The organism is Pseudomonas sp. NFACC08-1 (assembly GCF_900106735.1).
Classification (GTDB): Bacteria; Pseudomonadota; Gammaproteobacteria; order Pseudomonadales; family Pseudomonadaceae; genus Aquipseudomonas; species Aquipseudomonas fluorescens_Q.
Map to the genome: position 1 here is coordinate 136,709 of NZ_FNNL01000013.1, position 23,919 is coordinate 160,627.

The 23,919-nt window shown below is 60.8% G+C and carries 24 protein-coding genes; 17 read left to right on the top strand and 7 right to left on the bottom strand.

From position 1 onward, the window contains the following. Positions 1-305 precede the first annotated feature (305 nt). The gene (locus BLU76_RS23755; protein WP_092224720.1) at positions 306-1,175 is read right to left on the bottom strand and encodes a response regulator transcription factor; all 870 of its coding nucleotides are present in this window, start codon (positions 1,173-1,175) and stop codon (positions 306-308) included. A gap of 311 nt (positions 1,176-1,486) precedes the next feature. On the opposite strand from BLU76_RS23755, the gene BLU76_RS23760 reads away from it, so the two are divergent. From BLU76_RS23760 to BLU76_RS23815, 12 genes are all read left to right on the top strand, one after another. Continuing rightward, positions 1,487-1,684: a Flp family type IVb pilin gene (locus BLU76_RS23760; protein WP_027911505.1), complete on the top strand. Its 198-nt coding sequence runs from the start codon at positions 1,487-1,489 to the stop codon at positions 1,682-1,684. Between the two features lie 150 nt (positions 1,685-1,834). Continuing rightward, on the top strand, positions 1,835-2,029 hold the full coding sequence (locus BLU76_RS23765) for a Flp family type IVb pilin (RefSeq protein ID WP_027911504.1): 195 nt from the start codon (positions 1,835-1,837) through the stop codon (positions 2,027-2,029). A 26-nt stretch (positions 2,030-2,055) separates the two neighbouring features. Next, complete coding sequence (locus BLU76_RS23770; RefSeq protein ID WP_092224722.1) at positions 2,056-2,586, top strand: A24 family peptidase; 531 nt, start codon at positions 2,056-2,058, stop codon at positions 2,584-2,586. Between the two features lie 2 nt (positions 2,587-2,588). Further along, complete coding sequence (locus tag BLU76_RS23775; RefSeq protein ID WP_092150169.1) at positions 2,589-3,917, top strand: P-loop NTPase family protein; 1,329 nt, start codon at positions 2,589-2,591, stop codon at positions 3,915-3,917. A 15-nt stretch (positions 3,918-3,932) separates the two neighbouring features. Beyond that, on the top strand, positions 3,933-4,745 hold the full coding sequence (gene cpaB, locus BLU76_RS23780; protein WP_092150166.1) for a Flp pilus assembly protein CpaB: 813 nt from the start codon (positions 3,933-3,935) through the stop codon (positions 4,743-4,745). Positions 4,746-4,815: 70 nt separating this feature from the next. After that, positions 4,816-6,132, top strand: coding sequence for a TadE/TadG family type IV pilus assembly protein (locus BLU76_RS23785; RefSeq protein ID WP_092224724.1), 1,317 nt, complete (start codon positions 4,816-4,818; stop codon positions 6,130-6,132). 8 nt (positions 6,133-6,140) lie between these two features. Then, positions 6,141-6,620: a TadE/TadG family type IV pilus assembly protein gene (locus BLU76_RS23790; RefSeq protein WP_063324887.1), complete on the top strand. Its 480-nt coding sequence runs from the start codon at positions 6,141-6,143 to the stop codon at positions 6,618-6,620. Continuing rightward, the gene (locus BLU76_RS23795) at positions 6,620-7,114 is read left to right on the top strand and encodes a TadE/TadG family type IV pilus assembly protein (protein ID WP_063324888.1); all 495 of its coding nucleotides are present in this window, start codon (positions 6,620-6,622) and stop codon (positions 7,112-7,114) included. Before BLU76_RS23790 ends, BLU76_RS23795 begins: the two co-directional genes overlap by 1 nt. Continuing rightward, positions 7,108-8,328: an AAA family ATPase gene (locus tag BLU76_RS23800; protein ID WP_092224726.1), complete on the top strand. Its 1,221-nt coding sequence runs from the start codon at positions 7,108-7,110 to the stop codon at positions 8,326-8,328. Before BLU76_RS23795 ends, BLU76_RS23800 begins: the two co-directional genes overlap by 7 nt. 3 nt (positions 8,329-8,331) lie before the next feature. After that, the gene (locus BLU76_RS23805) at positions 8,332-9,774 is read left to right on the top strand and encodes a TadA family conjugal transfer-associated ATPase (protein ID WP_092150160.1); all 1,443 of its coding nucleotides are present in this window, start codon (positions 8,332-8,334) and stop codon (positions 9,772-9,774) included. Continuing rightward, positions 9,771-10,757, top strand: a complete 987-nt coding sequence (locus BLU76_RS23810; RefSeq protein WP_063324891.1) for a type II secretion system F family protein — start codon at positions 9,771-9,773, stop codon at positions 10,755-10,757. Before BLU76_RS23805 ends, BLU76_RS23810 begins: the two co-directional genes overlap by 4 nt. A gap of 27 nt (positions 10,758-10,784) precedes the next feature. Continuing rightward, a complete protein-coding gene (locus BLU76_RS23815; RefSeq protein ID WP_063324892.1) occupies positions 10,785-11,750 on the top strand; it encodes a type II secretion system F family protein in 966 nt (321 codons plus the stop codon). A 568-nt stretch (positions 11,751-12,318) separates the two neighbouring features. On the opposite strand, the gene BLU76_RS23825 is transcribed toward BLU76_RS23815, so the two are convergent. The 4 genes from BLU76_RS23825 to BLU76_RS23840 form a co-directional block, all read right to left on the bottom strand. Continuing rightward, positions 12,319-12,588, bottom strand: a complete 270-nt coding sequence (locus tag BLU76_RS23825; protein WP_092224730.1) for a DUF3613 domain-containing protein — start codon at positions 12,586-12,588, stop codon at positions 12,319-12,321. Positions 12,589-12,610: 22 nt separating this feature from the next. After that, positions 12,611-13,324: a tetratricopeptide repeat protein gene (locus tag BLU76_RS23830; protein WP_092224732.1), complete on the bottom strand. Its 714-nt coding sequence runs from the start codon at positions 13,322-13,324 to the stop codon at positions 12,611-12,613. A 56-nt stretch (positions 13,325-13,380) separates the two neighbouring features. Further along, complete coding sequence (locus tag BLU76_RS23835; protein ID WP_092224734.1) at positions 13,381-14,604, bottom strand: type II and III secretion system protein family protein; 1,224 nt, start codon at positions 14,602-14,604, stop codon at positions 13,381-13,383. A 478-nt stretch (positions 14,605-15,082) separates the two neighbouring features. Next, positions 15,083-15,709: an alanyl-tRNA editing protein gene (locus BLU76_RS23840; protein ID WP_092150151.1), complete on the bottom strand. Its 627-nt coding sequence runs from the start codon at positions 15,707-15,709 to the stop codon at positions 15,083-15,085. A gap of 90 nt (positions 15,710-15,799) precedes the next feature. On the opposite strand from BLU76_RS23840, the gene BLU76_RS23845 reads away from it, so the two are divergent. Further along, on the top strand, positions 15,800-16,798 hold the full coding sequence (locus BLU76_RS23845; protein WP_092224736.1) for a LysR family transcriptional regulator: 999 nt from the start codon (positions 15,800-15,802) through the stop codon (positions 16,796-16,798). 179 nt (positions 16,799-16,977) lie between these two features. On the opposite strand, the gene BLU76_RS23850 is transcribed toward BLU76_RS23845, so the two are convergent. After that, the gene (locus BLU76_RS23850) at positions 16,978-17,385 is read right to left on the bottom strand and encodes a PA2817 family protein (protein WP_003204309.1); all 408 of its coding nucleotides are present in this window, start codon (positions 17,383-17,385) and stop codon (positions 16,978-16,980) included. A gap of 231 nt (positions 17,386-17,616) precedes the next feature. Continuing rightward, positions 17,617-20,064 (bottom strand): acyl-CoA dehydrogenase, encoded by a 2,448-nt coding sequence (locus BLU76_RS23855; protein ID WP_092224738.1) that lies wholly within the window; start codon positions 20,062-20,064, stop codon positions 17,617-17,619. Positions 20,065-20,466: 402 nt separating this feature from the next. On the opposite strand from BLU76_RS23855, the gene BLU76_RS23860 reads away from it, so the two are divergent. The 4 genes from BLU76_RS23860 (at position 20,467) to BLU76_RS23875 (ending at position 23,646) form a co-directional block, all read left to right on the top strand. Beyond that, complete coding sequence (locus BLU76_RS23860) at positions 20,467-21,126, top strand: transglutaminase-like domain-containing protein (RefSeq protein WP_092224740.1); 660 nt, start codon at positions 20,467-20,469, stop codon at positions 21,124-21,126. A 45-nt stretch (positions 21,127-21,171) separates the two neighbouring features. Beyond that, a complete protein-coding gene (locus tag BLU76_RS23865; protein ID WP_092224742.1) occupies positions 21,172-21,795 on the top strand; it encodes a glutathione S-transferase family protein in 624 nt (207 codons plus the stop codon). A gap of 136 nt (positions 21,796-21,931) precedes the next feature. Next, complete coding sequence (locus BLU76_RS23870; protein WP_072347156.1) at positions 21,932-22,864, top strand: ABC transporter ATP-binding protein; 933 nt, start codon at positions 21,932-21,934, stop codon at positions 22,862-22,864. 2 nt (positions 22,865-22,866) lie between these two features. Next, the gene (locus BLU76_RS23875) at positions 22,867-23,646 is read left to right on the top strand and encodes an ABC transporter permease (protein WP_072347169.1); all 780 of its coding nucleotides are present in this window, start codon (positions 22,867-22,869) and stop codon (positions 23,644-23,646) included. The last annotated feature ends 273 nt before the right edge of the window (positions 23,647-23,919 follow it).

A 23,919-nucleotide genomic window follows, 5' to 3' on the forward strand; every position in this document is an offset into this window, starting at 1 on the left:
TTCGATTTTTTTGGATGAAGCATGCCAACTAGAGAACCCGCTCTGCTGTATCTGGAGCGGCCTACGGACGTGCAGCACGGTTCATCCATTTGGAAACGGCTGGCATTATGCAAGGCTGACAGAGTTGGTTTCAGTCGAAAAAGAATTACCGATAACGACACGATGATTCATGTTGTTTCAGCTTGGCCCGCCAGGCGCCGTAAAGACAGGCCACGCATGGTCTTTTCTAAGTTGGCAGGGGGGTGAATATTATTATTTGGACACAACTTGCGATGTGCAATTAATCAATAACGGTAACAAACCTTTTACCCTTCAAGGCTGTGCACCAGGTTTTCAATCGCTTCCAGGGCGGCCTCATCCGGTGGCTCCGGTGTCGGATGTGCGTTGCGCATCTGGTATGCAAGACGGTATTCACTGGGCGTGCAACTGGCATATTGCTTGAAGGCGCGAGCGAAGTAGGACGGGTCCTTGAAGCCGGCCTCGTAGCCGATGCTGGTGATGGGCATCTGGCTGTTATCGAGCAGTTCCTTGGCGAAGCTCATGCGTTTGTTCAGTACGTAGTCAGTGAAACCGAGGCCATTGGCTTCCTTGAACACCCGGCTGAAACGAAACGTCGTCATGCCGCAACGCTTGGCCAGGTCGCGCTGATCGATGCTGTCGCGAAAATGCTGGTCGATGTACAGCATGATGTGGCTGAGGGCCTGGTGCTTCTGGTGCCCGGCGGTCAGGCGAATGCTGTCCGGCAGGGTCGGGGAGTGGTCGATCTGCGAGGTCTTTCCTCGGCCATTGGTATTGCGACGCAACTCGCACAGTTGCACCACGGCCGTGAGGTAGCGCTTTTTCTCGGCGGCGGACAAGGGCAGCACCATGTATTCCCAGACGCTGGAGCGCATGGCCCACACCGCCAGCTCTTCGGAGTGCTGCACGGTGAACATGGTGATGGGCGTGCCAGGTACGGTTCGTTTGATCTCCAACAGGCGTCGCAGGCCCGGCGTGTCCGGGCGGTCGAAATGGATGCAGATCATGTCGACCTGTTCCGCGCTGGGCAGCATGGCGTTTTTTGCCAGCGTGCAGTCGCACGTGTCCTGGAATTGGGAGACGAGTTCCTTGGTGGACCGATCGTGAGTCAGATCGAACCATAACAGCTTTGGTTTTTCAGTCAGACTTGGCGCCATAGGACGACTACCCAGAGGTTCTTCCTGCCCTTTAGCTAGCAGTATTGTCACAGTGCTATCACTTCGCCGAATAAATTTTTATAAAAAACCGATCTTTTAGCGCCGTCCCGCCACGAGACGCTCGCGAGCGCCCGTCTGCGCTGCGGTACGGATGGATTTTCCGACCCGGCAGGCCCTTTCCCACCTGCCGCAAAAAAATCCTAGCGAAGTGCAAAATCCTCCTAACGGCTATGACCACCTGCTGACTAGGGTTGCATCAGGCAGTTCGCAATGTACTGCCCTTGAAAAACAACCCCGATGAGGTGTGCGAAATGACTCTTCAAACAATCAAGGCTTCGGTACTGAAGTTCGCCAAAGATGAAGACGGCCTGACCATTGTGGAATATGCGGTGGCTGGTGGGTTGATCACCGTATTGGTGGCCGCAGCCTTTGTGCTTCTGGGTGGTGCCGTGAATACCAAGATCCGTGCACTGTGCCAGGCGGTCAACGGCGGCGCTGTCTGCACATAAGCGATGACTTGCTTGGGGACACGGTGACTTTCAAGGAATAACGCTTGCGACTCTTTTGCAGTGAGTACAACGAATAAATCAAATGGACTTTGCGCTGTCCCCTCCCACCAGGTTTTTAGCAGTACTTCTTATCAGCGTGAGGTTCATGAAATGACTTTCCAGACAATAAGAACTTCGATCAGCAAGTTCGCCAAAGATGAAGACGGCCTGACCATTGTTGAATACGCGGTGGCGGGTGGCTTGATCACGGTGTTGGTGGCGGCGGCATTCGTCCTTCTGGGCGGTGTTGTGGATACCAAGATCCGTGCGTTGTGCCGAGCCGCCAATGGCGACGTCGCCTGCTAACAATAACCACACTAGGGAGACGCATCATGTCCATGGAATTGCTGGTGTCGACGGTACTGCTGGTAGGACTGCTGGGTGTGGCGGTGGTGAGCGATCTGCTTCGCCACCGCATCCCCAACACGCTGGTCCTGTTGGGCCTTGCCCTGGGGTTGGCCGGCCAGGTTTATACCGGTGGGCTCGGCGGCCTGGGCGACAGCCTATTGGGCATGCTGATCTGTTTCGGGTTGTTCCTGCCCATGTACGCGGTGGGTGGCATGGCCGCCGGTGACGTCAAGCTGATGACCATGGTCGGCAGCTTCCTGCCTTTTCATTACGCACTGTGGGCGGCGCTGTTCAGCCTGATCGCCGGCGGTGTGTGCGGTTTCCTGATCGTCCTGGCCCGTGGCCAACTGCTCCAGACCCTGGGGCGCTATTGGTTGATGGTGCGAGCCCAGGCCTATCTGGCGCCGACTTCCGATGAAGTGGCCGGTAAACCCTTTCCTTATTCGATTGCGATCCTGATCGGTACTTTGAACAGCGTTTACTGGCAACTGGTTGCCGGCGGCTGGGGAGTCTAGTCATGCACGTCATCAACGATAGCGATGCCTACCCCAGCGAACGGGAAGCGGTCCAACGCTTGGCGCCACAACCCTGCACCATTCGCGACACCGGCCTGAGCGACAGCTTCCTGGGTGAGCTGGTGTGCAAGCATCTGCACGACGCCGGCGTGCTGGACATGTCGCGGCTGGTGGAGCGCCTGGCCCTGACCGGCGCGGTGCTGGAAGAGGTCCTGGCGTTCCTGCGCAAGGACGGTCGTGTCGAAGTGCTGGGCCAGCTGGGGCAAACGGGTGTACAGACGCTGCGCTATGGCCTGACCGAACGCGGTCGCAGTTCGGCGCGTGACGCCCTGGCCCGTAGCGGCTACATCGGCGCGGCCCCGTTCCCGGTCAGCACCTATCGCTCGCTGATCAAGATCCAGACCATTCACCATGGCCGCATCACCGCCAAGGACATGCACCAGGCCTTGGCCGGCCTGGTGCTGAGCCAAGGCATGCTCGACCAGTTGGGCGTCGCCCTGAATTCCGGGCGGGCGATCATGATCTACGGTCCGGCGGGCACGGGCAAAACCTATGTCAGCAGCCGATTGATCCGGCTGTTCGCCGAGGCGATCTGGGTGCCCCATGCCATCGTCATCAACGAGTCGGTCATCGAGATCTACGACCCGCAGGTGCACCAGCGCCTGGATGACCACGGCCAATCGAACAACCTGATGCTCAACGAAGGCATCGACCGCCGGCTGCTGTGCTGCAAACGCCCGATCGTCATTACCGGCGGCGAGCTGAACATGGAACAGCTGGACGTGCGCTACGACCCGTTCACCCGGCAATACCAGGCGGCTTTGCAGCTCAAGGCCAGCAACGGCCTGTTCATCATCGATGACATGGGCCGCCAGCGCATGGCCCCAGCCGAGTTGCTCAATCGCTGGATCGTGCCCATGGAGGAGAAGCGCGACTTCATCAACCTGGGCGGCGGCCGGCATTGCGAGCTGCCATTCGACCTGGTGCTGGTGTTTTCCACCAACCTCAATCCCCTCGAATTGGCCGACGAGGCCTTCCTGCGGCGCATTGGCTACAAGGTGCAGTTCGGCTACCTCAAGCCCGAGGAGTACGAACAGATCTGGCGCCAGGAATGCGAACGCCTGGGCATCCCGTATGACCCCCTGTTGGTGCGCTATGTCCTGCAGCGGCTTTACGCAGGCGAAGGCATGCCGCTGGTGCCTTGCCATCCCCGTGACCTGTTGAACATGGCGCTTGACCGCCAGCGCTACCTGGGCGGTTCCGGGCCCCTGTCACCGCAAGAGTTGGAATGGGCCTGGCACAACTATTTCGTTCAGCTCGACTTCCTTTGATCTGGAGATACCGACATGAGCTCTCGTACGCTTCCCCTGATAGGCGTTTCCCTGGTAATGGGCCTTGGTGCCGCATGGATGGCCGACTCCTGGCTGAGCGCACGACTCAATGCGACCCCCGATGACCACTTGCGAAGCGTGGTGGTCGCCACGGTGGAAATCCCCTTCGGGCAAATGGTCGAGGCCCAGCAGGTCACCACCGTGCGCATGCCCATGGACACGATTCCGGACGACGCCTTCGATTCCAGCGAGCAGGCCGTAGGCAAGATTGCCACCTTCGACATTTTGCGTGGCGACATCGTGCGGGGCGCGCGGTTGAGTGAGCACCTGGGTGGCAGCACCCTGGCTTCGCTGATCGCACCGGACAAACGCGCCATTTCGGTAAGGGTGGATGATGTGGTCGGCGTGGGTGGCTTCCTCCTGCCGGGCAACCGGGTCGATGTCTTGGCGACCAAGACCACCAGTGCCGGCAGCAACAGTGCGACGTCCCGGACCCTCCTGGAAAACCTGCGGGTACTGGCCGTGGACCAGACCGCAGGCACGGACAAGACCCAACCCGTAGTGGTGCGTGCTGTGACGTTGGAAATGTCGGCCACCGAAGCGGAATTGCTGGTCACAGCGCAGACCGAGGGCAAGTTGCAATTGGCCTTGCGCAACCCGTTGAACCTGGAGAAAAAGGCCGTGGCCGTTGCACCGCCAGCCCCGGCGCCAGTCATGGCGATGGCCGCTCCACTGCCAAAACCTGTGGTACAGCGCAGTGCCAAGCCGCAAGGCGGGGCGATCACGCTGATCCGCGGAACTGAAAGCAGTGTGATCAATGTCCGCTGAGTAACACCCTCCATGCCAGGCCCTTGTGGACCGTGGCGATGCCGATCCTCAAACGTTGTATGAGGGCTCGATGATGAATGCCAATATCCGGCGCCAGGGAGGGGCGGTGAGTGTACTGATGGTGATCGCGTTGGTAGCGATTTCCATGATGGCGGCGTTGGCCCTGGATGGCGGGCACATGCTGCTGAACAAGACGCGTCTGCAAAATGCGGTGGATGCCGCCGCCCTGGGCGGGGCCAAGACCCTGAGCCAGGTGAGTGGCAGCATCAACATGGCCAGCACCACTCGCGCGGCGGCCCTGGACACGCTCAACAGAAACGCCAACGCCGCCGGCAACACCGAACTGGCAACCGCCGTTGCTGGCAACCCGGGGGCGTTTGCCGTGGTGGAACTGTCCAGCAGCGTCTACGGCCCGTTCTCCTATCCAGGGCCTACCGATGCCAAATACGTACGGGTGTCGGTGGCCAGTTATCAATTGAACGGTTTTTTCTGGAGCTTCGTGCAAACGATGGGCAGCGCCGGCTTGGGCAACAAGCGCGTGGCGGCGATTGCCACCGCGGGGCCCAGCCCCACCTCTCCGTGTGATCTGGCGCCGTTGATGGTCTGTGGCGATCCCACTCAATACGACCCGGCCGCCGGCAACTTCTGGGGGTATCAGTTTGGCGATCTGGAAGTCTTGAAAACGGCGGCGGGGAACACATCACCCATCGGCCCGGGCAACTTCCAATTGCTGGATTTCGGCTCAGGCGGCAGCGCAGTCCGCGAGGATCTGGCCGGTGGTGGCTCGGTTTGCCGCAGTGTCGGCGACAACGTCCAGACTGCGCCCGGTAATAAAGCCGGTCCTACTTCCCAAGGCTTGAATACGCGCTTCGGTATCTACAACGGCCCCGTCAGTTCTTCGGACTACCCGCCGGACCTGGTCACGTCCTCAGGCACCCCGGCGATCACCTACAACGATGCGCTCTCCCAGGCGCAATACAAAGGCCAATCCATCAATTCGAGCAACGGCGATCTTTCGGCGGGCGGCGAGGCGATACAGGACTACAACGACTGGCGGGCCCAGGTCGCCGCCTGTGTGGCGGGGGGCGGCAGCGGTTGTGAAAGCAATGGGGTTTTCGAGCGCCGGATGTTGAAAATCGTGATCGGTGATTGCGCCGGGAAGCTGAGCGGCTCGACGTCGATTCCAGTCTTGGGGTTCGGCTGCTATTTCGTCTTGCAACCGGTGAACGGCGGTGGTTCGGAGTCCATCATCTTTGGCCAGTTTGTCCAGGAGTGCGAGGGCGACAACGTACCCGGCCCAACGCCATCCACCGATTCCGGTCCGCAGATCATCCAGCTCTACAAAACCTATCTCAACGGCAGCGGCACGCCGAGCACCGACTCGTAGGAGGCGTCATGGGACTTTCTCATTTCAAACCCGCACAAGCCCAGCAAGGCGTAGCGCTGGTGGAGTTCACCCTGGTGCTGCCGTTGCTGCTGTTGCTGCTGCTGGCCTTCGGCGAGTTCGGCCGCATGCTCTACCAATACAACGTGCTATTGCAGGCCAGTCGCGATGCCGACCGTTTCGTCGCCAGCCAGGCGTGGAATACCACCCTGGGCGGCATCACGCTGAACAACACGTTGCTGACCCAGACAAAAAACGTTGCGGTGTATGGCGTGCCCAGTGCTACCGGCACCGCCGTGGTGTCAGGGTTGACCACGGCTCACGTTCAGGTCGCCGCCGAGGGCATCGATCATGTGCGCGTCACCATTACCTACCCCTTCTGTCCGGTGATTGGTGCGGGTAACTGCACCGGTTCGATTCCAGGATTTTTCGGCAATGCCATTCCGCTGGGGATCCAGTTGGTCGCAACCACCGTGATGAGGGCGCTGTGATGAATCACAAACACATGCGCGGCACTTACATCGTGGAGTTCTCGTTCGTGGGCTTGCTGGTGTTCATCCTGCTGTTCGGCGTGGTGGAAATGGGCCGGTTGTACTTCACGGTCAACGCGCTGGATGAAGCGGCGCGCCGTGGAGTCCGGCTGGCGGCGGTGTGCAATATCAGCGACCCGGTGGTGTTGCGTCGGGCCATCTTCAACGCCGCGACGGACGCCGGCACCAGTCAACTGATCACCAGCCTGGCGACCACGAACCTGGCGCTGACCTACCTGGATGTCAACGGAGCCGTCGTGGCGAACCCAGCCGACACCTCCGGCGCCAACGGTTTCCGTGCCATTCGCTACGTTCGCTTGAGCGTGGAGAACTTCGTTTTCAACCTGTTCATTCCCGGCTTAGGCGTGCCCATTACCTTGCCCGCGTTCAGGGCAACCTTGCCACGCGAAAGCCTTGGGCGTCATTCCGATTCCGGGGAGATCACACCATGCTGAATACCAGGGAAACTCCGCTTTCGACCGCGACTGGCAGAGCCGGGCTGCGGATACTGATCAGCAGCCGCGATGCCACGGCCCTGCGTGACCTGCAATGCGTCTGCCAGCGTATGCCTGGCCTTGAGGTGAGTACGCGCCTGGTCAGCAACGGGCATGTCGACCCGCTCTACGGCCTGGACCGCATGCCCGACCTGTTGCTGCTACGCGTCAGCCACCTGTGGCGCGAAGAATTGTCAGCCTTGCTGCAACGTCCGGCCCATGAACGTCCGCCGATGCTGGTGTGTGGTCCCTTGGGTGAGCAGGAGGGCATGCGCCTGGCGATGCAGGCCGGCGCCCGGGACGTGCTGCCCGAACCCATCGCCGATACAGAGTTGGTGGCGGCCCTGAATCGCCTGGTGACGGAAGTCCGCCTCGGCAACGGCAATGAAGGGAAGCTGATCGCGGTGATCAGCGCCAAGGGCGGTTCCGGCGGAACCCTGGTGGCGTGCAACCTGGCCCAACAACTCAGCGCCCGGGCCGGCAATACGCTGTTGCTGGACATGGACCTGCAATTTGGCAGCGTGACCCATTACCTGGACGTAGCGCAGTCCCACAGCCATCTGGAAGTGCTGCAGCAGATCGATGACATGGACAGCGTCGCGCTGCGGGGTTTTTGCAGCCACTTCAGCCCGACCCTGCATGTGCTCGGTGGCCGGGCCGGCGAGTTGTGCCTGCCCCAGGACGCCCAACCCGAACAGCTCGATGCCCTATTGCAACTGGCCCGTACCAGCTATGACTGGGTGGTGGTGGACCTGCCGCGGCAGATCGACCACCTCACCGGCTCGGTGCTGGAGCAGGTGGACCGGGTGTACGTGGTGGTGCAACAGAGCGTCAGCCACCTGCGCGATGCCAGCGCCCTGGTGCGGATCCTGCGTGAAGACCTGGGCGTGCGCGGGGATCAGTTGCAGATCGTGATCAATCGCTATGACAAAAACGCCGCCGTCAGCCTCAAGGACATCGGCGAGGCCCTGCGTTGCACGAACCTGTCGAAATTGCCCAATGACTTCAACCTGGTCAGCCAGAGTCAGAACACTGGCGTGCCGTTGGGGCTGCATGCGCCGAAGGCGGCCATCACCGCCGCCCTGCGCGATTTGACCGAAGACCTGGTCGGTCACCAGATGTCCACGGACAAGGGCTTGCTTAAACGTGCCTTCAACCGTTTTTTCGGGGGATGACCCATGATCAGCGACTTTCGTAACCGCTTGCGCAAACAACCTTCCAAATCCGGCGCCTCAGCGGGCACCCAGCCCGAGGACGGCTTGCCGGACCCGACGGACGCCTTGATGGCCTGGGAACAGGCCATCCCCGACGTGCTGTATGAAACCCGCAGCCAGGTGACCCCGGTGGAGGCCGAATGGCGGGAAAAGATCTACCAGCAACTGCTCAAGGTCATGGACCTGTCGTTGCTCGATACCCTTGAGCAAGCCGAGGCCGCGCGGCAGATACGCGAAATTTGCCAGCGTCTGCTCGAGGAACATTCGGCGCCGGTGAGTACCGTCAGCCGGCAACTGATCATCAAGCAGATCACCGATGAAGTGCTCGGTCTCGGGCCGCTGGAACCGCTGTTGGCCGACCATAGCGTGTCCGACATCCTGGTCAACGGGTTTGCCTCGGTCTACGTCGAGCGCTTCGGCAAGCTGCAACGCACCGACGTGCGTTTTCGCGACGACCAGCATTTACTGAACATCATCGACCGCATCGTTTCCAGCCTGGGGCGGCGCATCGACGAGTCCTCGCCGTTGGTGGACGCCCGGCTCAAGGACGGTTCGCGGGTCAACGCGATCATTCCACCGCTGGCCATCGACGGTCCAAGCATGTCGATCCGGCGCTTCGCCGTGGACCTGCTCAACACCGACAGCCTGATCCAGGTCGGCACCATGACCCCGGCCATTGCCTTGCTACTCAAGGCCATTGTTCGCGGGCGCCTGAATGTGCTGATCTCCGGCGGGACCGGCAGCGGCAAGACCACCATGCTCAACGTGCTGTCGAGTTTCATTCCCCACAACGAACGCATCGTCACCATCGAGGATTCGGCCGAGCTGCAACTGCAGCAGCCTCACGTGGTACGCCTGGAAACCCGGCCGTCGAACATCGAGGGACGTGGCGAGGTGAGCCAGCGGGAATTGGTGCGCAACAGCTTGCGGATGCGTCCGGACCGCATTGTCATCGGCGAGGTGCGTGGCGCCGAGGCGATGGACATGCTCACGGCGATGAACACCGGCCACGACGGTTCGCTGACCACCATTCACGCCAACACTGCACGGGACGCATTAGGTCGAATCGAGAACATGGTGTCGATGACCGGGGCGACGTTTCCGATCAAGGCCATGCGTCAACAAATTGCCTCGGCCATCGATGTGGTGATCCAACTGGAGCGTCAAGAAGACGGCAAGCGACGCGTGGTGAGCATGCAAGAGATCAATGGGATGGAAGGAGAGATCATCACCATGACCGAAATTTTCTCCTTCGTGCGCCAGGGCATCGGTGAGCACGGCGAGGTGCTTGGGGAGTATCGGCCCAGTGGCATGATCCCGGCGTTCCGCGATGTGCTGGCCAAGCGCGGCATCGAACTGCCACTGACCCTGTTTCGCCCTGAGTGGATGGAGAGCCGGACGTCATGAGCAATATCCCCAGTGAGTTCATTCTGATTTTCCTCGGCATGGTGTTCATCGCCGTATTCCTGCTGTCCCAGGGTGTGGTGGTGCCGGTGTTCGGTGAAGCCGGCAAGATGCGCAAGCGCATTCGCGGGCGCTTGCATGTGCTGGAGAAGGCCAACCACTTGCCCAACATGCAGACCGTGTTGCGGCAGAAATACCTGACGCGCCTGTCACCCTTGGAAGCCCGCCTGGAACAGCTGCCATTCATGGCCAACCTGACCCAACTGATCGAGCAGTCCGGTCATGAATACCGGGCCTATCGGGTCATGCTGCTGGGTCTGGTCCTGGGGGCGGCGGCCGGTGCCTTGGTACTGATGGTCTCGCCCGTCTGGTGGCTGGCGCTGCTGGCGGCATTTGCGTTGACCTGGGTGCCGGTGTTGAAAATCCTGCGTGACCGCAACAAGCGTTTCGCCGCGTTCGAGGAAGGTTTGCCGGATGCGCTGGACGCCATGTGCCGGGCCTTGCGCGCCGGGCATCCGTTCAACGAAACCCTGCGTCTGGTCGCCGAGGAGCACAAAGGGCCGGTCGCCCAGGAATTCGGTATGACCTTTTCCGATATCAACTACGGCAACGACGTGCGCCGGGCCATGCTCGGCCTGCTGGAGCGGATGCCGAGCATGACGGTGATGATGCTGGTGACTTCGATCCTCATCCACCGCGAGACCGGCGGCAACCTGACCGAAGTGCTGGAGCGCTTGAGCCGCCTGATTCGCGGGCGTTTCCGGTTCCAGCGCAAGATCAAGACGTTGTCGGCCGAAGGGCGCATGTCGGCCTGGGTGCTGGTGGCGATCCCGTTCGTGCTGGCGATCGCCATCGTGCTCACCAGCCCCAGCTACATGCCGGTGCTGATCAATGACCCCATAGGGCACAAGCTGATCATCGGCGCATTCTGCGCCATGTTGATCGGGATTTTCTGGATAAAGAAGATCATCCGGATCCAGGTTTAAGCGCTGTTGCGCCAAGAGGTTTCAGTCATGGACTTTTTGCTCGGATTGTTGAGTCGGTTTACCGGTAACGAAGAACTGGCGCGCCTGTTGTTCATCGCCGCGATTGGCCTCAGCACGGTGCTGGCGGCCGTCGCGCTCCTGCTATTGATGCTGGGCTTGCAGGATCCGGTGCAGCGGCGCCTGGCGTTGATCAAACGCGGTTACGCTGGAAGCACGACGGGGCAGGAGGCGCCGGGTAACCTGCAACTCTTGCTGGAACGGATCGGCCAACGCTTTGCTTCCACCGACCAGGCCCACACGTCCGCCACCCAGACTTTGCTGACCCATGCCGGTTACCGCTCTGCCTCGGCGGTGCAGATGTATTGGGCGGTGCGCCTGATGTTGCCGTTGTTGCTGGTCGGCATTGCGTTGTTGCTGCTGCCGATGGTCAAGGTTTCAGTGGCCATTGGTCTGCTGGCGGTCACCCTCATCGCGGGTATCGGTTGGTTGCTGCCGGCGATCTACGTCGGTAAACGCAAGCAGGCACGGCAAGGCCGGCTGCGCGCCGCGTTCCCGGACGCCTTGGACCTGATGGTGGTTTGCGTCGAGTCGGGCCTGGCCCTGCCCACGACGATCGAGCGGGTGGCCGAAGAGATGTCAGTCAGCCAGGTTGAACTGGCCGAGGAACTGGCGCTGGTCAACGCGCAGATCCGGGCGGGCATCACCAGCACCGAGGCGCTCAAGCAACTGGCCGTGCGCACCGGCCTGGAGGATATCCAGGGTTTGGTCAGCCTGCTGGCGCAGAGCATTCGTTTCGGCACCAGCGTGGCCGATACCCTGCGGATCTACGCCGATGAGTTTCGCGACCGGCGCACCCAGGCCGCGGAAGAGATGGGGGCCAAGATTGGCACCAAGCTGATCTTCCCGCTGATCTTCTGCCTGTGGCCGAGCTTCTTCCTGGTTGCCATCGGCCCGGCCATGATCGGTGTGTTCAGGGCCTTTGGGAATATGTAGATCGGTGGGTGTCCATGAGTCTTGTGTTCACCGCAGGCCCATTGTGGGAGCGAGCTTGCTCGCGATAGTGGCTTGACAGTCAATGACGGTGTTGAATGTCGGTCCGCTATCGCGAGCAAGCTCGCTCCCACAGATCTTTCTGACAGTCACCTATCTGTCGTCACTCGATCCTTCCAGCCAATACCCCGCCCCTGTGGCCGCGAGATTTAGCTAAACGTCGAATCGCGCTGTTGGGGCACGCGGTACATGGAGTGTCAGGCCGAAGCCGGTAACCGTGGCGAGGGAGCTTGCTCCCGCTCGGCTGCGCAGCAGACGCCCAAAAGCCAGGGGCCGCTGCGCGACCCAGCGGGAGCAAGCTCCCTCGCCACAAGGGTTATGGCCTGAATGCTGATACCCGGTCGAACACCCAAAAAGCCAAAAGTCACGCCCGGCCAGATAAAGCCATAGCCTCTGCCAAGCGCGTTCGGTTCATGCAGGAAAGACCAAAAGACCGCAGCCCTCGGCAGTTCCTACATCGGATCAATGTAGGCGCTGTCGAGGGCTGCGATCTTTTCGTTTTCTGCGTGGTTCATTTGCTACTGGTGATTTCTCCTGCCGAGTCCTGGTCAAAGAATTCCGGGATCGGGTAGTTGAAGCTGTTGAGCCAACGCTGCATGGCCATCTCGCGTTCGGCGGCCGAGGCGGTTTGCAGGTTGGTGGAGGCCACCACGCCACGAATCTGCAGTTGCATCCAGTTCTCGGTGCCTTGCTGTGCGGCCGAAGAGGGGCCTGGGTCAATGGCCCAGGCGCTGCTGGACAGGCTCACCATGCACACGATCATCAATTGTTTGGTCATCATTTCTTGAACTCCTCGTAACGCTCTACTTGACCGCGCCGGTTGAGGCATCGACGATCTCGGTGGGGCGGTTGGCGGGTGACGTCATTGTGTTTGTGGCCGAACCCCTGATTTTTTCCGCACGGGCTTGGGCATCTGCCACTTGCTGGGGGCTCAGCTTGGCCATGTTCGCGAGCTCGGCGGCCTGCTTCCAGTTGTCCTGGTAGATCAGCAGGGTCACCATGTTGAGCGCAGCCAGCGTGTCGGACTGCTGGAGCTCCATGGCGGTCATGAACTCGAAGCGGGCTTCTGAAATGCGTCGTTGGTTGAGGTAGACGACACCCAGGTCGTTGCGGATCTTGCCTTCGGTCGGGGCCATTTTCGCTGCGCGTTCGAGGTATTGCGTAGCGGCTGCATTGTCATTTTTGGCGACTGCCAATTGACCAAGGCCATGTTCACCGTCTGCGGCCAGGCATGTCCCGAGCAGGCTTTTGTACAACGGTTCGGCCTCGTTGCGGCCCATCAGGCGCAGCACCCGAGCCTTGCGCAGGCGGACCTGGACCAAGTCCTCGGGCAAGCGTTCGAGGTTCGCCAGGCTGGCGTACAAACGACCTTCGTTGGCCATGTCTTCGGCCATGTTCAAGGCCAGTTCCTGGTCGGCTCCGGGCTTGGCGCAATCGGTCGTGCGTGAAGCCACTACGCTGTTGCTGGCACAACCGGCGAGCATCAAGGTCGCCGCTATTGCGATCACTGCTTTCATTGAATGCCCCTTGGCAAGCCGTTGGACAATAGGTGCTTCGCACATCGGGCGCCGGCTCATTGGGAAAGCCCGCTGCGGTTGTCGAACTCGCCATGTTCGAGGAAGTACATACGGTAGAAATTCGGGTCGTAATTGCGCAGTTGTTCGCCCGGCAATGTTGGCAGTTGCGCGTCGGCGGCCAACGGTTGGACCAGGTGCGGCGTGACGATCATCAGCAGTTCGCGCTCTTCGCGGTTGATGGCGTTGTCACGAAAGAACGCGCCGAGAATCGGCACATCGCCCAGCCCTGGAAACTTGTTCACCTGGGAGCTGTTGCGGGTGCTGATCAGGCCGCTGATGACGAAGCTTTCGCCATTGGCCAAGGCGATGCTGGTGTCGGTACGACGTACCGTGAGTGCTGGCACCAGGGTCCCGGCGATGTTCACCGCGTTGGTGAAGTCCAGCTCACTGACTTCCGGAGCCACCTTCAGTGCGATGCGATTCTTGCCGATGACGGTGGGGGTCAGGGTCAGGCGAATGCCGAATTCCTTGTACTCGATGGACACGTTGTCGCTACCGGCACTGGGCACCGGGATCGGCACTTCGCCGCCGGCCAGGAAGCTCGCACTCTGCCCGCTGAGGGCCACCAGGCTCGGCCGCGCCAGGGTATAGGCGAAACCGCTGCCTTCCAGTGCGTTGATCATCAACAGGGTCTTACCGGTGGCAAAGGACAGGTTGAACATGTCGTTATTGACCGGCAATGAAGGCCGGACAATACCGCCGACAGTGGGCAAGGTTCGCGGCGAGCCGAACAGGAAGTTGCCACGGCTGCCAAAAATCGATGTCGAGGCTTCCTTGAGTTTGGTCCGGCTGACTTCAACGAAACGAATGTCGGTCTGCACCTGGGCGAGCAGCATCGGATCTTCGGACGGTATGCTCGCAGCACCGGTCAGCGCCTCGGTGGCCCGGCCTTTGACAAAGATCATGCTCTGGCGCGGTATCTTCGAACAGTCGGTCCAGACCATCAGGCTGGTGGCGCCGGGTGCCAGGCCCGTGAGAATAAAGGCATCGCTGCCACTGGGCTGCACATCGGCAATTTTCGGGTCGCCGACTGCCAACTTCGTCACGGGGGCGAGAATGCGCAGTTCGCTCTGGAGCCCTTGGCCGACCTCGAAGGTTGCCGGCAAATTGTCCAGTTGCGAACAATTTGCCGCTGCGGCCTGGGCCGCATCCAAGCCAAGACCCATCCAGAACAGGCCATGAAGGAAATGTTTTAGAACGGGAGCAGTACGATGGGTCATGAAGTGATCCTCGATGAAGAGGCCATCCCTAGGCTTGTCTATTTGCCTCGGATCACTTAAGAGGCCCGGGCTACCCCTTTCCATCTAACCTGACTGTTCATTGATTCCGGTTTCAGGCCTCGTCGCTTACCAACAAACGGGCGCATTTCACCGGCCTGACTGAACGACAGGCTGCTTGCAAACGACTTTTCGGTACCCGGGAGCTCCGGGATTTTCGAAGGCGATGACGGTGTCGATCAGTTCGCTTCAGGGAGCGTTTTGCCGACCCTGTCATCGCTTCTGTTTGACGGTAGTTCAAGCATGGCAAAGCGCCACGCCTTAAATAAAAAAATGACTAAAAAGTGACGGAAGGGAAAAAATCGCACAAATGGGCGTCAATAATCTGTCTTTTTGTGCTGTGAAAGGGATTTGCAGGAGCCAGGTCTGACGGGGGAGGCGAGACCTGCGAGCCATTGCTGGTCGCAGGGGCTGGCGGATATCAGGCCACGTGGTAATGCACTGACAGGATTCCTTTCTTTTGCGAAAGCGAGGCGATGGTGACTGTTCCCAGTTCCTGCAGGTGCTGCACGTGAGTGCCGCCGCAACCGTAGGCGGGCAGTTCACCGAAACCGACTTCGCGCAGGCCTTCGCGTAACGTGATCAGGCGCGGCAGGTCGTTGGCAATCCATTCGTCGATGCCTTGCTGGATCATCGAGATGTCCAGTTCCTGGGGATTTTCCCTTGGCTGGAACTGTACGCGGCTTTCACCGGGCCAGTGATGGGCCTTGATCGGCGTCCAGCCGCGGGTCTCGGCGAAATGGCCGATCAGATGCCCAGCCGAGTGCAGGCGCGCATTCAACTGTCGACGCTGCGCATCCACGCGGATCGCGGCGGTGCCCAAGGCCACCGGACTGTCGACGTAATGGACGATCTGTGGCCCTTCCTGGACCACGCGTAGCACCTGGCTTTCGCCGATCCATCCGGTGTCGCAGGGCTGACCGCCACCCTGGGGATGGAACAGCGTGGCGTGCAGCACCACGGCAAACTCATGTTCCCGGGGGCTGCAATCCAGGACTTCCACGTTGGCCTTGAGGTCATCGCTATGGAAAAAGAGGCGAAGCGTCATGTGCCATATCCACATCAGAAATTGTGACGGGATTATAGGTAGGGCGTAAAAGGGTGATAATCCGTTCAAATTTCAAAGGACTGTTGCGCCATGAGCACAAATCTACCGTTGCCGTTGCTGGCCGAAATGGCCATCTTCGTCAAGGTCGTGGAGACCGGCAGTTTCTCCGAGGCGGCCCGCCAGTCAGGTTCATCACCGTCGGCCATCAGCCGCAGTATTTCTCGCTTGGAGAAAGCCCTGGCGACCCGTTTGTTGCAACGCACCACCCGCAAGTTGCGTTTGAGCGATGGTGGGGAAGAGGTGTTCAAGCGCTGTCAGGAAATGGTCGCCGCCGCTCGGTCGGTGATGGAAATCAGCGGGCAGTTCACTCAGGAGGCTGAAGGTCGCATCCGCATCAGCGTACCCAAGGCGGTGGGGCGTTTCGTGATTCATCCGCACATGCCCGAATTCTTGCGTCGTTATCCGAAGGTCGATGTGGAGCTGTTCCTGGAGGATCGGCAGGTCGACCTGATCGATGATCACGTCGACCTGGCCATCCGGATTACCGATCAACCTCCGGTCGGGCTGGTGGGGCGTCAGTTGCTGACCATTGATCACCTGCTCTGCGCCACGCCGCAGTACCTGGCTGAACACGGTACGCCCACGCATCCTCATGACCTGTTGGAGCACAGCTGCATTTACCTGGGGGCAACCCCGAACGATGCGCGCTGGAAATTCAAGAAAGGCAGCAAGTCCGTTACCGTCAGCGTGCGCGGACGCTACGCGGCCAATCACACGGGCGTGCGGTTGGGGGCCGTCTTGCAGCACATCGGCATTGGCAGCCTGCCGTACTTCACCGCCCGTCATGCCTTGGAGCAAGGCTTGATCGTACAGGTATTGGCCGACTGGACGTTCCTGGCTTCCTACCACGGTGGCTTGTGGTTGCTGCATTCACCGACCCGCTACCTGCCGCCCAAGTTGCGGGTGTTCATTGATTATCTGGTGGCGTGTCTGGAGAAGGAACCGACTTTGAGCACGGTGGGCGGCGGGAGTGGTTCCAGCAAGGTCGCGACACGTTATGAGTTGCCGGAGAGTGATGGGTTGTTGTGACGGGCCTCATCGCGAGCTCGCTCCCACAAGAGGTCTGCTGAGCCGATGAATGTTGATCAACCGCAACCAGTGTGGGGGCGAGCTCGCTCGCGATGAGGCCCGTCCAGGCAACACACTTTGGCAAGGCAAAAAAAAGCCCGCAGGGTTAACCGTGCGGGCCTTTGCATGACGGATCGCAATCAGTGCTTGCTGTCCTGGTCCGACATCGCCAGCAATTGCTTTTCCTGGTTCCAGTCGAAAGGCTCGTCGTTTTGCTCGGCTTCGAAACGACGCTCCTCCAGGGCCTGGTACAGGGCGATTTCTTCGTCGGGCATGTAGTGCAGGCAGTCGCCGGCGAAGTACCAGAGCAGGTCGCGAGGCACCAGGTGGGCGATTTGTGGATAACGGACGATCACTTGGCACAGGAGGTCCTGGCCCAGGTACTGGCTTTCGATCGGGTCGACGGGCAGTTGCGCGCGCAACTCGTCGAAGCGCTCCAGAAACAGGGCGTGGCTTTCTTCGGGCACCTGTTCGGCCTCACCCACGGCGACCAGAATGCTGCGCAAGTGGTCAAGCAAGACAAGGTGATCGGCAACGACATTGGACACGAGATAAGTCCTCAAGAGCAAAACGGGCGCAGGAGTATAAAGGGCCTGCGCGCAGTTTCATACGCTTGGGCGGATCGGGCCGATGAGAGTCAGCCTTCGTGGCGAGGGAGCTTGCTCCCGCTGGGCTGCGTAGCGGCTCCCGGCTTTTGCGGTTGCTGCGCAACCGAGCAGGAACAGCTCCCTCGCCACGAAGGTACAACCCCTTGGCACCGGGGTTGAAACGCTGTCCGCTCAGCGCACTTTGGCTTCGGCGAGTGTCAATTGCTCCTTGTCGAAATCATCCACGTCGATGACTTTGCGCCGCGCCGCCTCGGCCGCGCGCAAGGTCTGCGCTTCACCGGCTTGCAGCACACCCGCTTCCAGGGCTGCGTCGATGAGGGGTTCGCCCGGCGCTGGGTTGAGCTGACCCTGCTTGAGCGCGATGTGCAGTTTCTTGTGCAGTGGATGAGCGGCGGCCAGCAGGTCGGCAGCGTGTTGCAGGGCACCCACCGGGTCGTCGATCGATTGCGGGCGATAGCAGCCCTGCAGCAGCTCTTCGAGGGTCGGATCACCCTTGGGCCGGCCGATGACCGCCGCCACCTCGGCGTCGAGCCTGTCGCTCGGGCCCTTGTGACGCCGACCGAAGGGGAACACCACCAGGCGCAACAGGCAACCCAACACCCGGTTCGGGAAGTTGCTCAGCAGTTCATCCAGCGCACGCTCCGACTGGCCCAGGCTTTCCTCCATGGCCCAGGTGAACAGCGGTGTCATGTGGTCCGGCGAGTCCAGGTCGTGATAGCGCTTGAGCGCTGCGGAGGCCAGGTACAGGTTGCTCAATACGTCGCCCAGGCGGGCCGACAAGCGTTCCCGGCGTTTGAGTTCACCCCCCAGCAGCATCATGCTCAGGTCCGCCAGCAGGGCGAACGCCGCAGCCTGCCGGTTGAGGGCGCGAAAATAACCCTGGCTCAAGGCATTGCCGGGGGCCTTCTCGAAATGCCCCAGGCCGAGGTTAAGCACCAGGGTGCTGGCGGCGTTACTCACGGCAAAACCAATGTGCTTGAGCAATAAGGCGTCGAACTCGACCAGTGCCTGGTCCTTGTCTTCGCGGCTTGCCAGGGCCATTTCCTTGAGCACGAACGGATGGCAGCGAATGGCGCCCTGGCCAAAGATCATCAGGTTGCGCGACAGGATGTTCGCGCCTTCGACCGTGATGAAGATCGGCGCACCTTGCCAACTGCGACCCAGGTAATTGTTCGGGCCCATGATGATGCCCTTGCCGCCATGCACGTCCATGGCGTGGCTGATGCACTCGCGGCCGCGTTCGGTCAGGTGGTACTTGAGAATGGCCGACAGCACCGAAGGCTTTTCCCCCAGGTCCACGGCGTTGGCGGTCAGCATGCGTGCGGCATCCATCATCCAGGCGTTGCCACCGATGCGCGCCATGGCTTCCTGGATACCTTCGAACGCCGACAACGGTACGTTGAATTGCTCGCGCACCTGGGCGTACTGGCCCGTTACCAGGCTGGTGAACTTTGCAGCACCGGTGCCCACCGCCGGCAGGGAAATCGAGCGTCCGACCGACAGGCAGTTCATCAGCATCATCCAGCCCTTGCCGAGCATGTCCTGGCCGCCAATGAGGAAGTCCAGCGGGATGAACACGTCCTTGCCCCAGTTCGGCCCGTTCATGAACGCGGCGCCAAGGGGCAGGTGACGGCGGCCGATATGCACGCCAGGGGTGTCGGTGGGAATCAAGGCGAGGCTGATGCCCAGGTCTTCTTGCTCACCCAGCAGGTGGTCGGGGTCATACGCCTTGAAGGCCAGGCCCAGGAGGGTGGCTACCGGACCGAGGGTGATGTAGCGCTTTTCCCAGTTCAGGCGCAGGCCCAATGTTTCCTGGCCTTCCCATTCACCCTTGCAGATGACGCCGGTGTCGGGCATCGCCCCGGCGTCGGAGCCGGCCAGCGGCCCGGTCAGGGCGAAGCAGGGAATGTCGTCGCCACGGGCCAGTCGCGGCAGGTAATGGTCGCGTTGCTCATCAGTGCCGTAGTGCAGGAGCAGTTCCGCCGGGCCGAGGGAATTGGGGACCATCACGGTGGAGGCCAGGTCGCCGCTGCGCGTGGCCAGTTTCATTGCCACCTGGGAGTGGGCATAGGCGGAGAAGCCCTTGCCGCCGTATTCCTTGGGAATGATCAACGCGAAGAACCCGTGCTCCTTGATATGGGCCCAGGCTTCAGGCGGCAGGTCCATGGCCTGGCCGATCTGCCAGTCGCTGACCATTGCGCAGAGGTCTTCGGTGGGGCCGTCGAGGAACGCCTGCTCCTCCTCGGTGAGTTGCACCTTGGGGTAGGCCAGCAGCAAGTCCCAGTCCGGGCGGCCGCTGAACAGTTCGCCGTCCCACCACACCGTGCCGGCGTCGATGGCGTCGCGCTCGGTCTCGGACATGGGCGGCAGGGTTTTCTGGAACCAGTCGAACATCGGCGCACTGAAGTACCGGCGGCGCAGGTCCGGTAGCAGCAGCGGGGCCGCGACGGCTGCGAGTGCCACCCAGAGGATCAGCAGCAGCCAGCCGGGCGCATGGCTGAAAATGCCCATGGCCAACAGATAGACCGCGACGATACCCAGCGCGGGCAGCGGGGCGGTGCGCCGATGCGCCAGCCAGGCGATCCCGACGACCAGGACCAGTATCCACAACAACAGCATATGTAATCCTCCGTGAACCAAGGCAAAACCGACCTTCAGAGCTTAGACGGCATCTGCAAAACCGGCGGTCAGCGCGATGTGATTGATTTCGTGGGAAACCTTGGGTGCATTGCGCCAGTCTGGTTGGCAACAGCCGTGGGAAATCGTTCGTTAACAAGGTGAGAAAACGCCATTGTTTGGCCGGAATGCCGTTATCGCTGGGCCGGGGCGGTGGATAAACTCGTGGTTCCCGATGCCAGTTCGCCAACCACTGTTGTGGCGAGGGAACTTGCTCCCGCTGGGCTGCGTAGCGGCCCCCAGCTTTTACGGTTGCTGCGCAACCGAGCGGGAGCAAGCTCCCTCGCCACAAGGATCTGGTTCGGCATTACCTGCGGTGATGTTTCCCGAGAGGTCTTTCCTTATATGCAGCAATACCTGAACCCCGGCCCCTTCATCGACAGCGATCACCCCGCGGTCATCGACTTTACCGAAACCCACCGCGGCGCCGATCGCGACCCGCAGGCCCAGGCGGTCAGCCTGTATTACGCCGTGCGCGAGGCGGTGCGCTACAACCCCTACACCTTCAGCCGTGACCCGGCGACCCTGCGCGGCAGTTACGCGCTGGCTGCAGGCGAAAGCTATTGCGTGCCCAAGGCCACCTTGCTGGCCGGTTGCGCCCGGCATTGCGGCATCCCGGCGCGCATCGGCCTGGTGGATGTGCGCAATCACCTGTCTACGCCGCGCTTGCTGGAATTGCTCAGGAGCGACGTGTTCGCCATGCACGGTTATACCGAGCTGTACCTGAACGACCGCTGGGTCAAGGCCACGCCGGCATTCAACCAGGGGCTGTGCGAGTTGTTCGACGTGGCCCCGCTGGAGTTCGACGGTCGCCATGACAGCGTGTTCCACCCGTTCAATCGGCAAGGAGCAAAGCTGATGGAGTACATCACCGACCACGGCCAGTTCGCCGATGTGCCCGAAGCGTTCTTCTTCGAGCACCTGGAAAAATGCTACCCGCACCTGTTCGGCGCGCAGGTGCCGCGCTTGCTCGGCGACATGCAGGGTGATTTGAGTCGTGTCTGATCCGGCGTATGCTGCTGCGGCATTTATCCATCGAGGGACGCCGTGATGCTGAAGATATGGGGCCGGAAAAATTCATCGAATGTGCGCAAGGCGTTGTGGTGCGCAGAAGAGTTGGGGCTGGCCTACGAGGCCATTGATGCGGGCGGGGCATTCGGTGTGGTGGATACGCCCGAGTACCGTGCGAAAAACCCCAATGGTCGGGTGCCGATGATCGAGGACGACGGCTTCGTGCTCTGGGAGTCCAACACGATTGTGCGTTACCTGGCTGCTCGCCATGCGTCGGGTTCGGCCTGGTACCCCGCTGACGTACAGGCACGGGCCCAGGCTGAAAAATGGATGGACTGGACCACCTCCAGTTTTGCCGCACCGTTTCGCACGGTGTTCTGGGGCGTCTTGCGCACCCCGGCCGAGCAACAGGATTGGACGGCCATCAATGCGGCGATCAAGGAGTGCGACGATTTGCTGGCCATGGTCGAGCGCATCTTGAGTGAGCAGCCCTACCTGTCGGGTGATGAAATCGGCATGGGCGACATTCCCCTGGGCAGTTTCATTTATGCCTGGTTCGAGATGCCCATCCAGCGCGCCGAGCTACCTGCCGTGCAGGCCTGGTACGCGCGATTGCAGCAGCGTCCGGCCTACCGCAAAGCTGTCATGACCGCGTTGACTTAATACTTACTATCGACACACTTGACTGTACTTGTGCGGCGACGCCAAGCACCATTGCCTTCGTGCGCCGTGGTTGCATTGCTCGCCGCCCGCCCTTATCTAGTCTTTTCTTCCCTCCCTTCTTGGTGCGTAATCCGATATGAGTTCCGCTCTGTCCATCCGGCAGCTAACCAAAACCTACGGCAACGGTTTCCAGGCCTTGAGTGGTATCGATCTGGATGTCGCCGAAGGTGACTTTTTCGCCTTGCTCGGCCCGAACGGTGCCGGCAAATCCACCACCATCGGCATTCTTTCCACCTTGGTGAACAAGACCAGCGGCACGGTGAACGTGTTCGGTCATGACTTGGACCGCGAGCCTGCCGCCCTCAAGCGCTGCATTGGCGTGGTGCCCCAGGAATTCAATTTCAACCAGTTCGAAAAGACTTTCGACATCGTCGTGACCCAGGCCGGTTACTACGGCATTCCGCCGAAGATCGCCAACGAGCGCGCCGAGCAGTACCTGACCCAATTGGGCCTGTGGGACAAGCGTGACGTGCCGTCCCGTTCACTGTCCGGCGGCATGAAGCGTCGCCTGATGATTGCCCGCGCACTGGTGCATGAGCCGCGCCTGCTGATCCTCGACGAACCGACTGCCGGCGTGGACATCGAACTGCGTCGTTCGATGTGGACCTTCCTCACCGAGCTGAACCAGAAAGGCATCACCATCATCCTCACCACCCATTACCTGGAAGAGGCTGAGCAGTTGTGCCGCAACATCGGCATCATCGACCACGGCACCATCGTCGAGAACACCAGCATGCGCCAGTTGCTCAGCCAACTGCATGTGGAAACCTTCCTGCTGGACCTGAAAAACGACCTGGCGACGGCGCCCCAGCTCATGGGTTATCCGGCCCGCCTGGTAGACAGCCACACCCTGGAAGTCCAGGTCGACAAAGCCGTGGGCATCACCGGGCTGTTCACCCAACTGGCCCTGCAAAACATTGAAGTGCTGAGCCTGCGCAACAAAACCAATCGCCTCGAGGAGTTGTTCGTGTCCCTGGTGGAGAAAAATCTGGCGAAGGTGGCGGTATGAGCATGAGTTCCGAACTGCGCCCCAACCTCATCGCCCTCAATACCATCGTTTACCGTGAAGTCCGGCGTTTCATGCGGATCTGGCCGCAGACGCTGCTGCCACCGGCCATCACCATGGTCTTGTACTTCGTGATCTTCGGTAATCTGATCGGCCGGCAGATCGGCGACATGGGTGGCTTCACGTACATGGACTACATCGTGCCGGGGCTGATCATGATGTCGGTGATCACCAACTCCTACGGCAACGTGGTGTCGAGTTTCTTCGGCAGCAAGTTCCAGCGTTCGATCGAAGAACTGATGGTCTCGCCGGTGTCGCCCCATACGATCCTCATCGGCTACACCCTGGGCGGTGTCCTGCGCGGCCTGGCGGTGGGCCTGATCGTGACCCTGCTGTCGTTGTTCTTCACCCATTTGCAGGTGCATCACCTGGGCGTGACGGTATTGGTGGTGGTGCTCACGGCCACGATCTTTTCGCTGCTGGGGTTCATCAATGCCGTGTTTGCGCGCAACTTCGATGACATCTCCATCATCCCGACGTTCGTGCTCACGCCGCTGACTTACCTGGGCGGGGTGTTCTACTCGATCTCCCTGCTGCCGCCGTTCTGGCAGACCGTGTCCCTGGCCAACCCGGTGCTGCACATGGTCAATGCCTTTCGCTATGGCATTCTCGGGGTGTCGGACATCAAGATCAGCATCGCGATCACCTTCATGCTGGTGGCGACCGTGGTGCTTTACATCGGTTGCGCGCGGTTGCTGGTCAGCGGGCGCGGGATGCGTACCTAACATTCCTTGTGGGGGGCGAGCCTGCTCGCGATAGCACCAGTACGAACACCCCAAAAAAGGCCTCCATTCCCAGACAAGCGGTTCAGTCAAGAAAATGATGGACCTGTGGCGAGGGAGCTTGCTCCCGCTCGGCTGCGAAGCAGTCGTAAATCGGCGGGTGCGGTGTGTCTGATACTCCACATCTGGCAGGTTTCGGGGCCGCTTCGCGGCCCAGCGGGAGCAAGCTCCCTCGCCACGGTTTTGTCGATTGCCTTAAGTGAACAGCATGACCCT

What these genes read in the sequence shown, in the direction of transcription:
- BLU76_RS23800 (WP_092224726.1), top strand. Translation starts at nt 7,108, where the DNA reads ATGCTGAATACCAGGGAAACTCCGCTTTCGACCGCGACTGGCAGAGCC.
- BLU76_RS23840 (WP_092150151.1), bottom strand. Translation starts at nt 15,709, where the DNA reads ATGACGCTTCGCCTCTTTTTCCATAGCGATGACCTCAAGGCCAACGTG.
- BLU76_RS23755 (WP_092224720.1), bottom strand. Translation starts at nt 1,175, where the DNA reads ATGGCGCCAAGTCTGACTGAAAAACCAAAGCTGTTATGGTTCGATCTG.
- cpaB (WP_092150166.1), top strand. Translation starts at nt 3,933, where the DNA reads ATGAGCTCTCGTACGCTTCCCCTGATAGGCGTTTCCCTGGTAATGGGC.
- BLU76_RS23815 (WP_063324892.1), top strand. Translation starts at nt 10,785, where the DNA reads ATGGACTTTTTGCTCGGATTGTTGAGTCGGTTTACCGGTAACGAAGAA.
- BLU76_RS23835 (WP_092224734.1), bottom strand. Translation starts at nt 14,604, where the DNA reads ATGACCCATCGTACTGCTCCCGTTCTAAAACATTTCCTTCATGGCCTG.
- BLU76_RS23775 (WP_092150169.1), top strand. Translation starts at nt 2,589, where the DNA reads ATGCACGTCATCAACGATAGCGATGCCTACCCCAGCGAACGGGAAGCG.
- BLU76_RS23795 (WP_063324888.1), top strand. Translation starts at nt 6,620, where the DNA reads ATGAATCACAAACACATGCGCGGCACTTACATCGTGGAGTTCTCGTTC.
- BLU76_RS23805 (WP_092150160.1), top strand. Translation starts at nt 8,332, where the DNA reads ATGATCAGCGACTTTCGTAACCGCTTGCGCAAACAACCTTCCAAATCC.
- BLU76_RS23790 (WP_063324887.1), top strand. Translation starts at nt 6,141, where the DNA reads ATGGGACTTTCTCATTTCAAACCCGCACAAGCCCAGCAAGGCGTAGCG.
- BLU76_RS23810 (WP_063324891.1), top strand. Translation starts at nt 9,771, where the DNA reads ATGAGCAATATCCCCAGTGAGTTCATTCTGATTTTCCTCGGCATGGTG.
- BLU76_RS23855 (WP_092224738.1), bottom strand. Translation starts at nt 20,064, where the DNA reads ATGCTGTTGTTGTGGATACTGGTCCTGGTCGTCGGGATCGCCTGGCTG.
- BLU76_RS23825 (WP_092224730.1), bottom strand. Translation starts at nt 12,588, where the DNA reads ATGATGACCAAACAATTGATGATCGTGTGCATGGTGAGCCTGTCCAGC.
- BLU76_RS23765 (WP_027911504.1), top strand. Translation starts at nt 1,835, where the DNA reads ATGACTTTCCAGACAATAAGAACTTCGATCAGCAAGTTCGCCAAAGAT.
- BLU76_RS23845 (WP_092224736.1), top strand. Translation starts at nt 15,800, where the DNA reads ATGAGCACAAATCTACCGTTGCCGTTGCTGGCCGAAATGGCCATCTTC.
- BLU76_RS23865 (WP_092224742.1), top strand. Translation starts at nt 21,172, where the DNA reads ATGCTGAAGATATGGGGCCGGAAAAATTCATCGAATGTGCGCAAGGCG.
- BLU76_RS23870 (WP_072347156.1), top strand. Translation starts at nt 21,932, where the DNA reads ATGAGTTCCGCTCTGTCCATCCGGCAGCTAACCAAAACCTACGGCAAC.
- BLU76_RS23860 (WP_092224740.1), top strand. Translation starts at nt 20,467, where the DNA reads ATGCAGCAATACCTGAACCCCGGCCCCTTCATCGACAGCGATCACCCC.
- BLU76_RS23785 (WP_092224724.1), top strand. Translation starts at nt 4,816, where the DNA reads ATGATGAATGCCAATATCCGGCGCCAGGGAGGGGCGGTGAGTGTACTG.
- BLU76_RS23875 (WP_072347169.1), top strand. Translation starts at nt 22,867, where the DNA reads ATGAGTTCCGAACTGCGCCCCAACCTCATCGCCCTCAATACCATCGTT.
- BLU76_RS23830 (WP_092224732.1), bottom strand. Translation starts at nt 13,324, where the DNA reads ATGAAAGCAGTGATCGCAATAGCGGCGACCTTGATGCTCGCCGGTTGT.
- BLU76_RS23770 (WP_092224722.1), top strand. Translation starts at nt 2,056, where the DNA reads ATGTCCATGGAATTGCTGGTGTCGACGGTACTGCTGGTAGGACTGCTG.
- BLU76_RS23760 (WP_027911505.1), top strand. Translation starts at nt 1,487, where the DNA reads ATGACTCTTCAAACAATCAAGGCTTCGGTACTGAAGTTCGCCAAAGAT.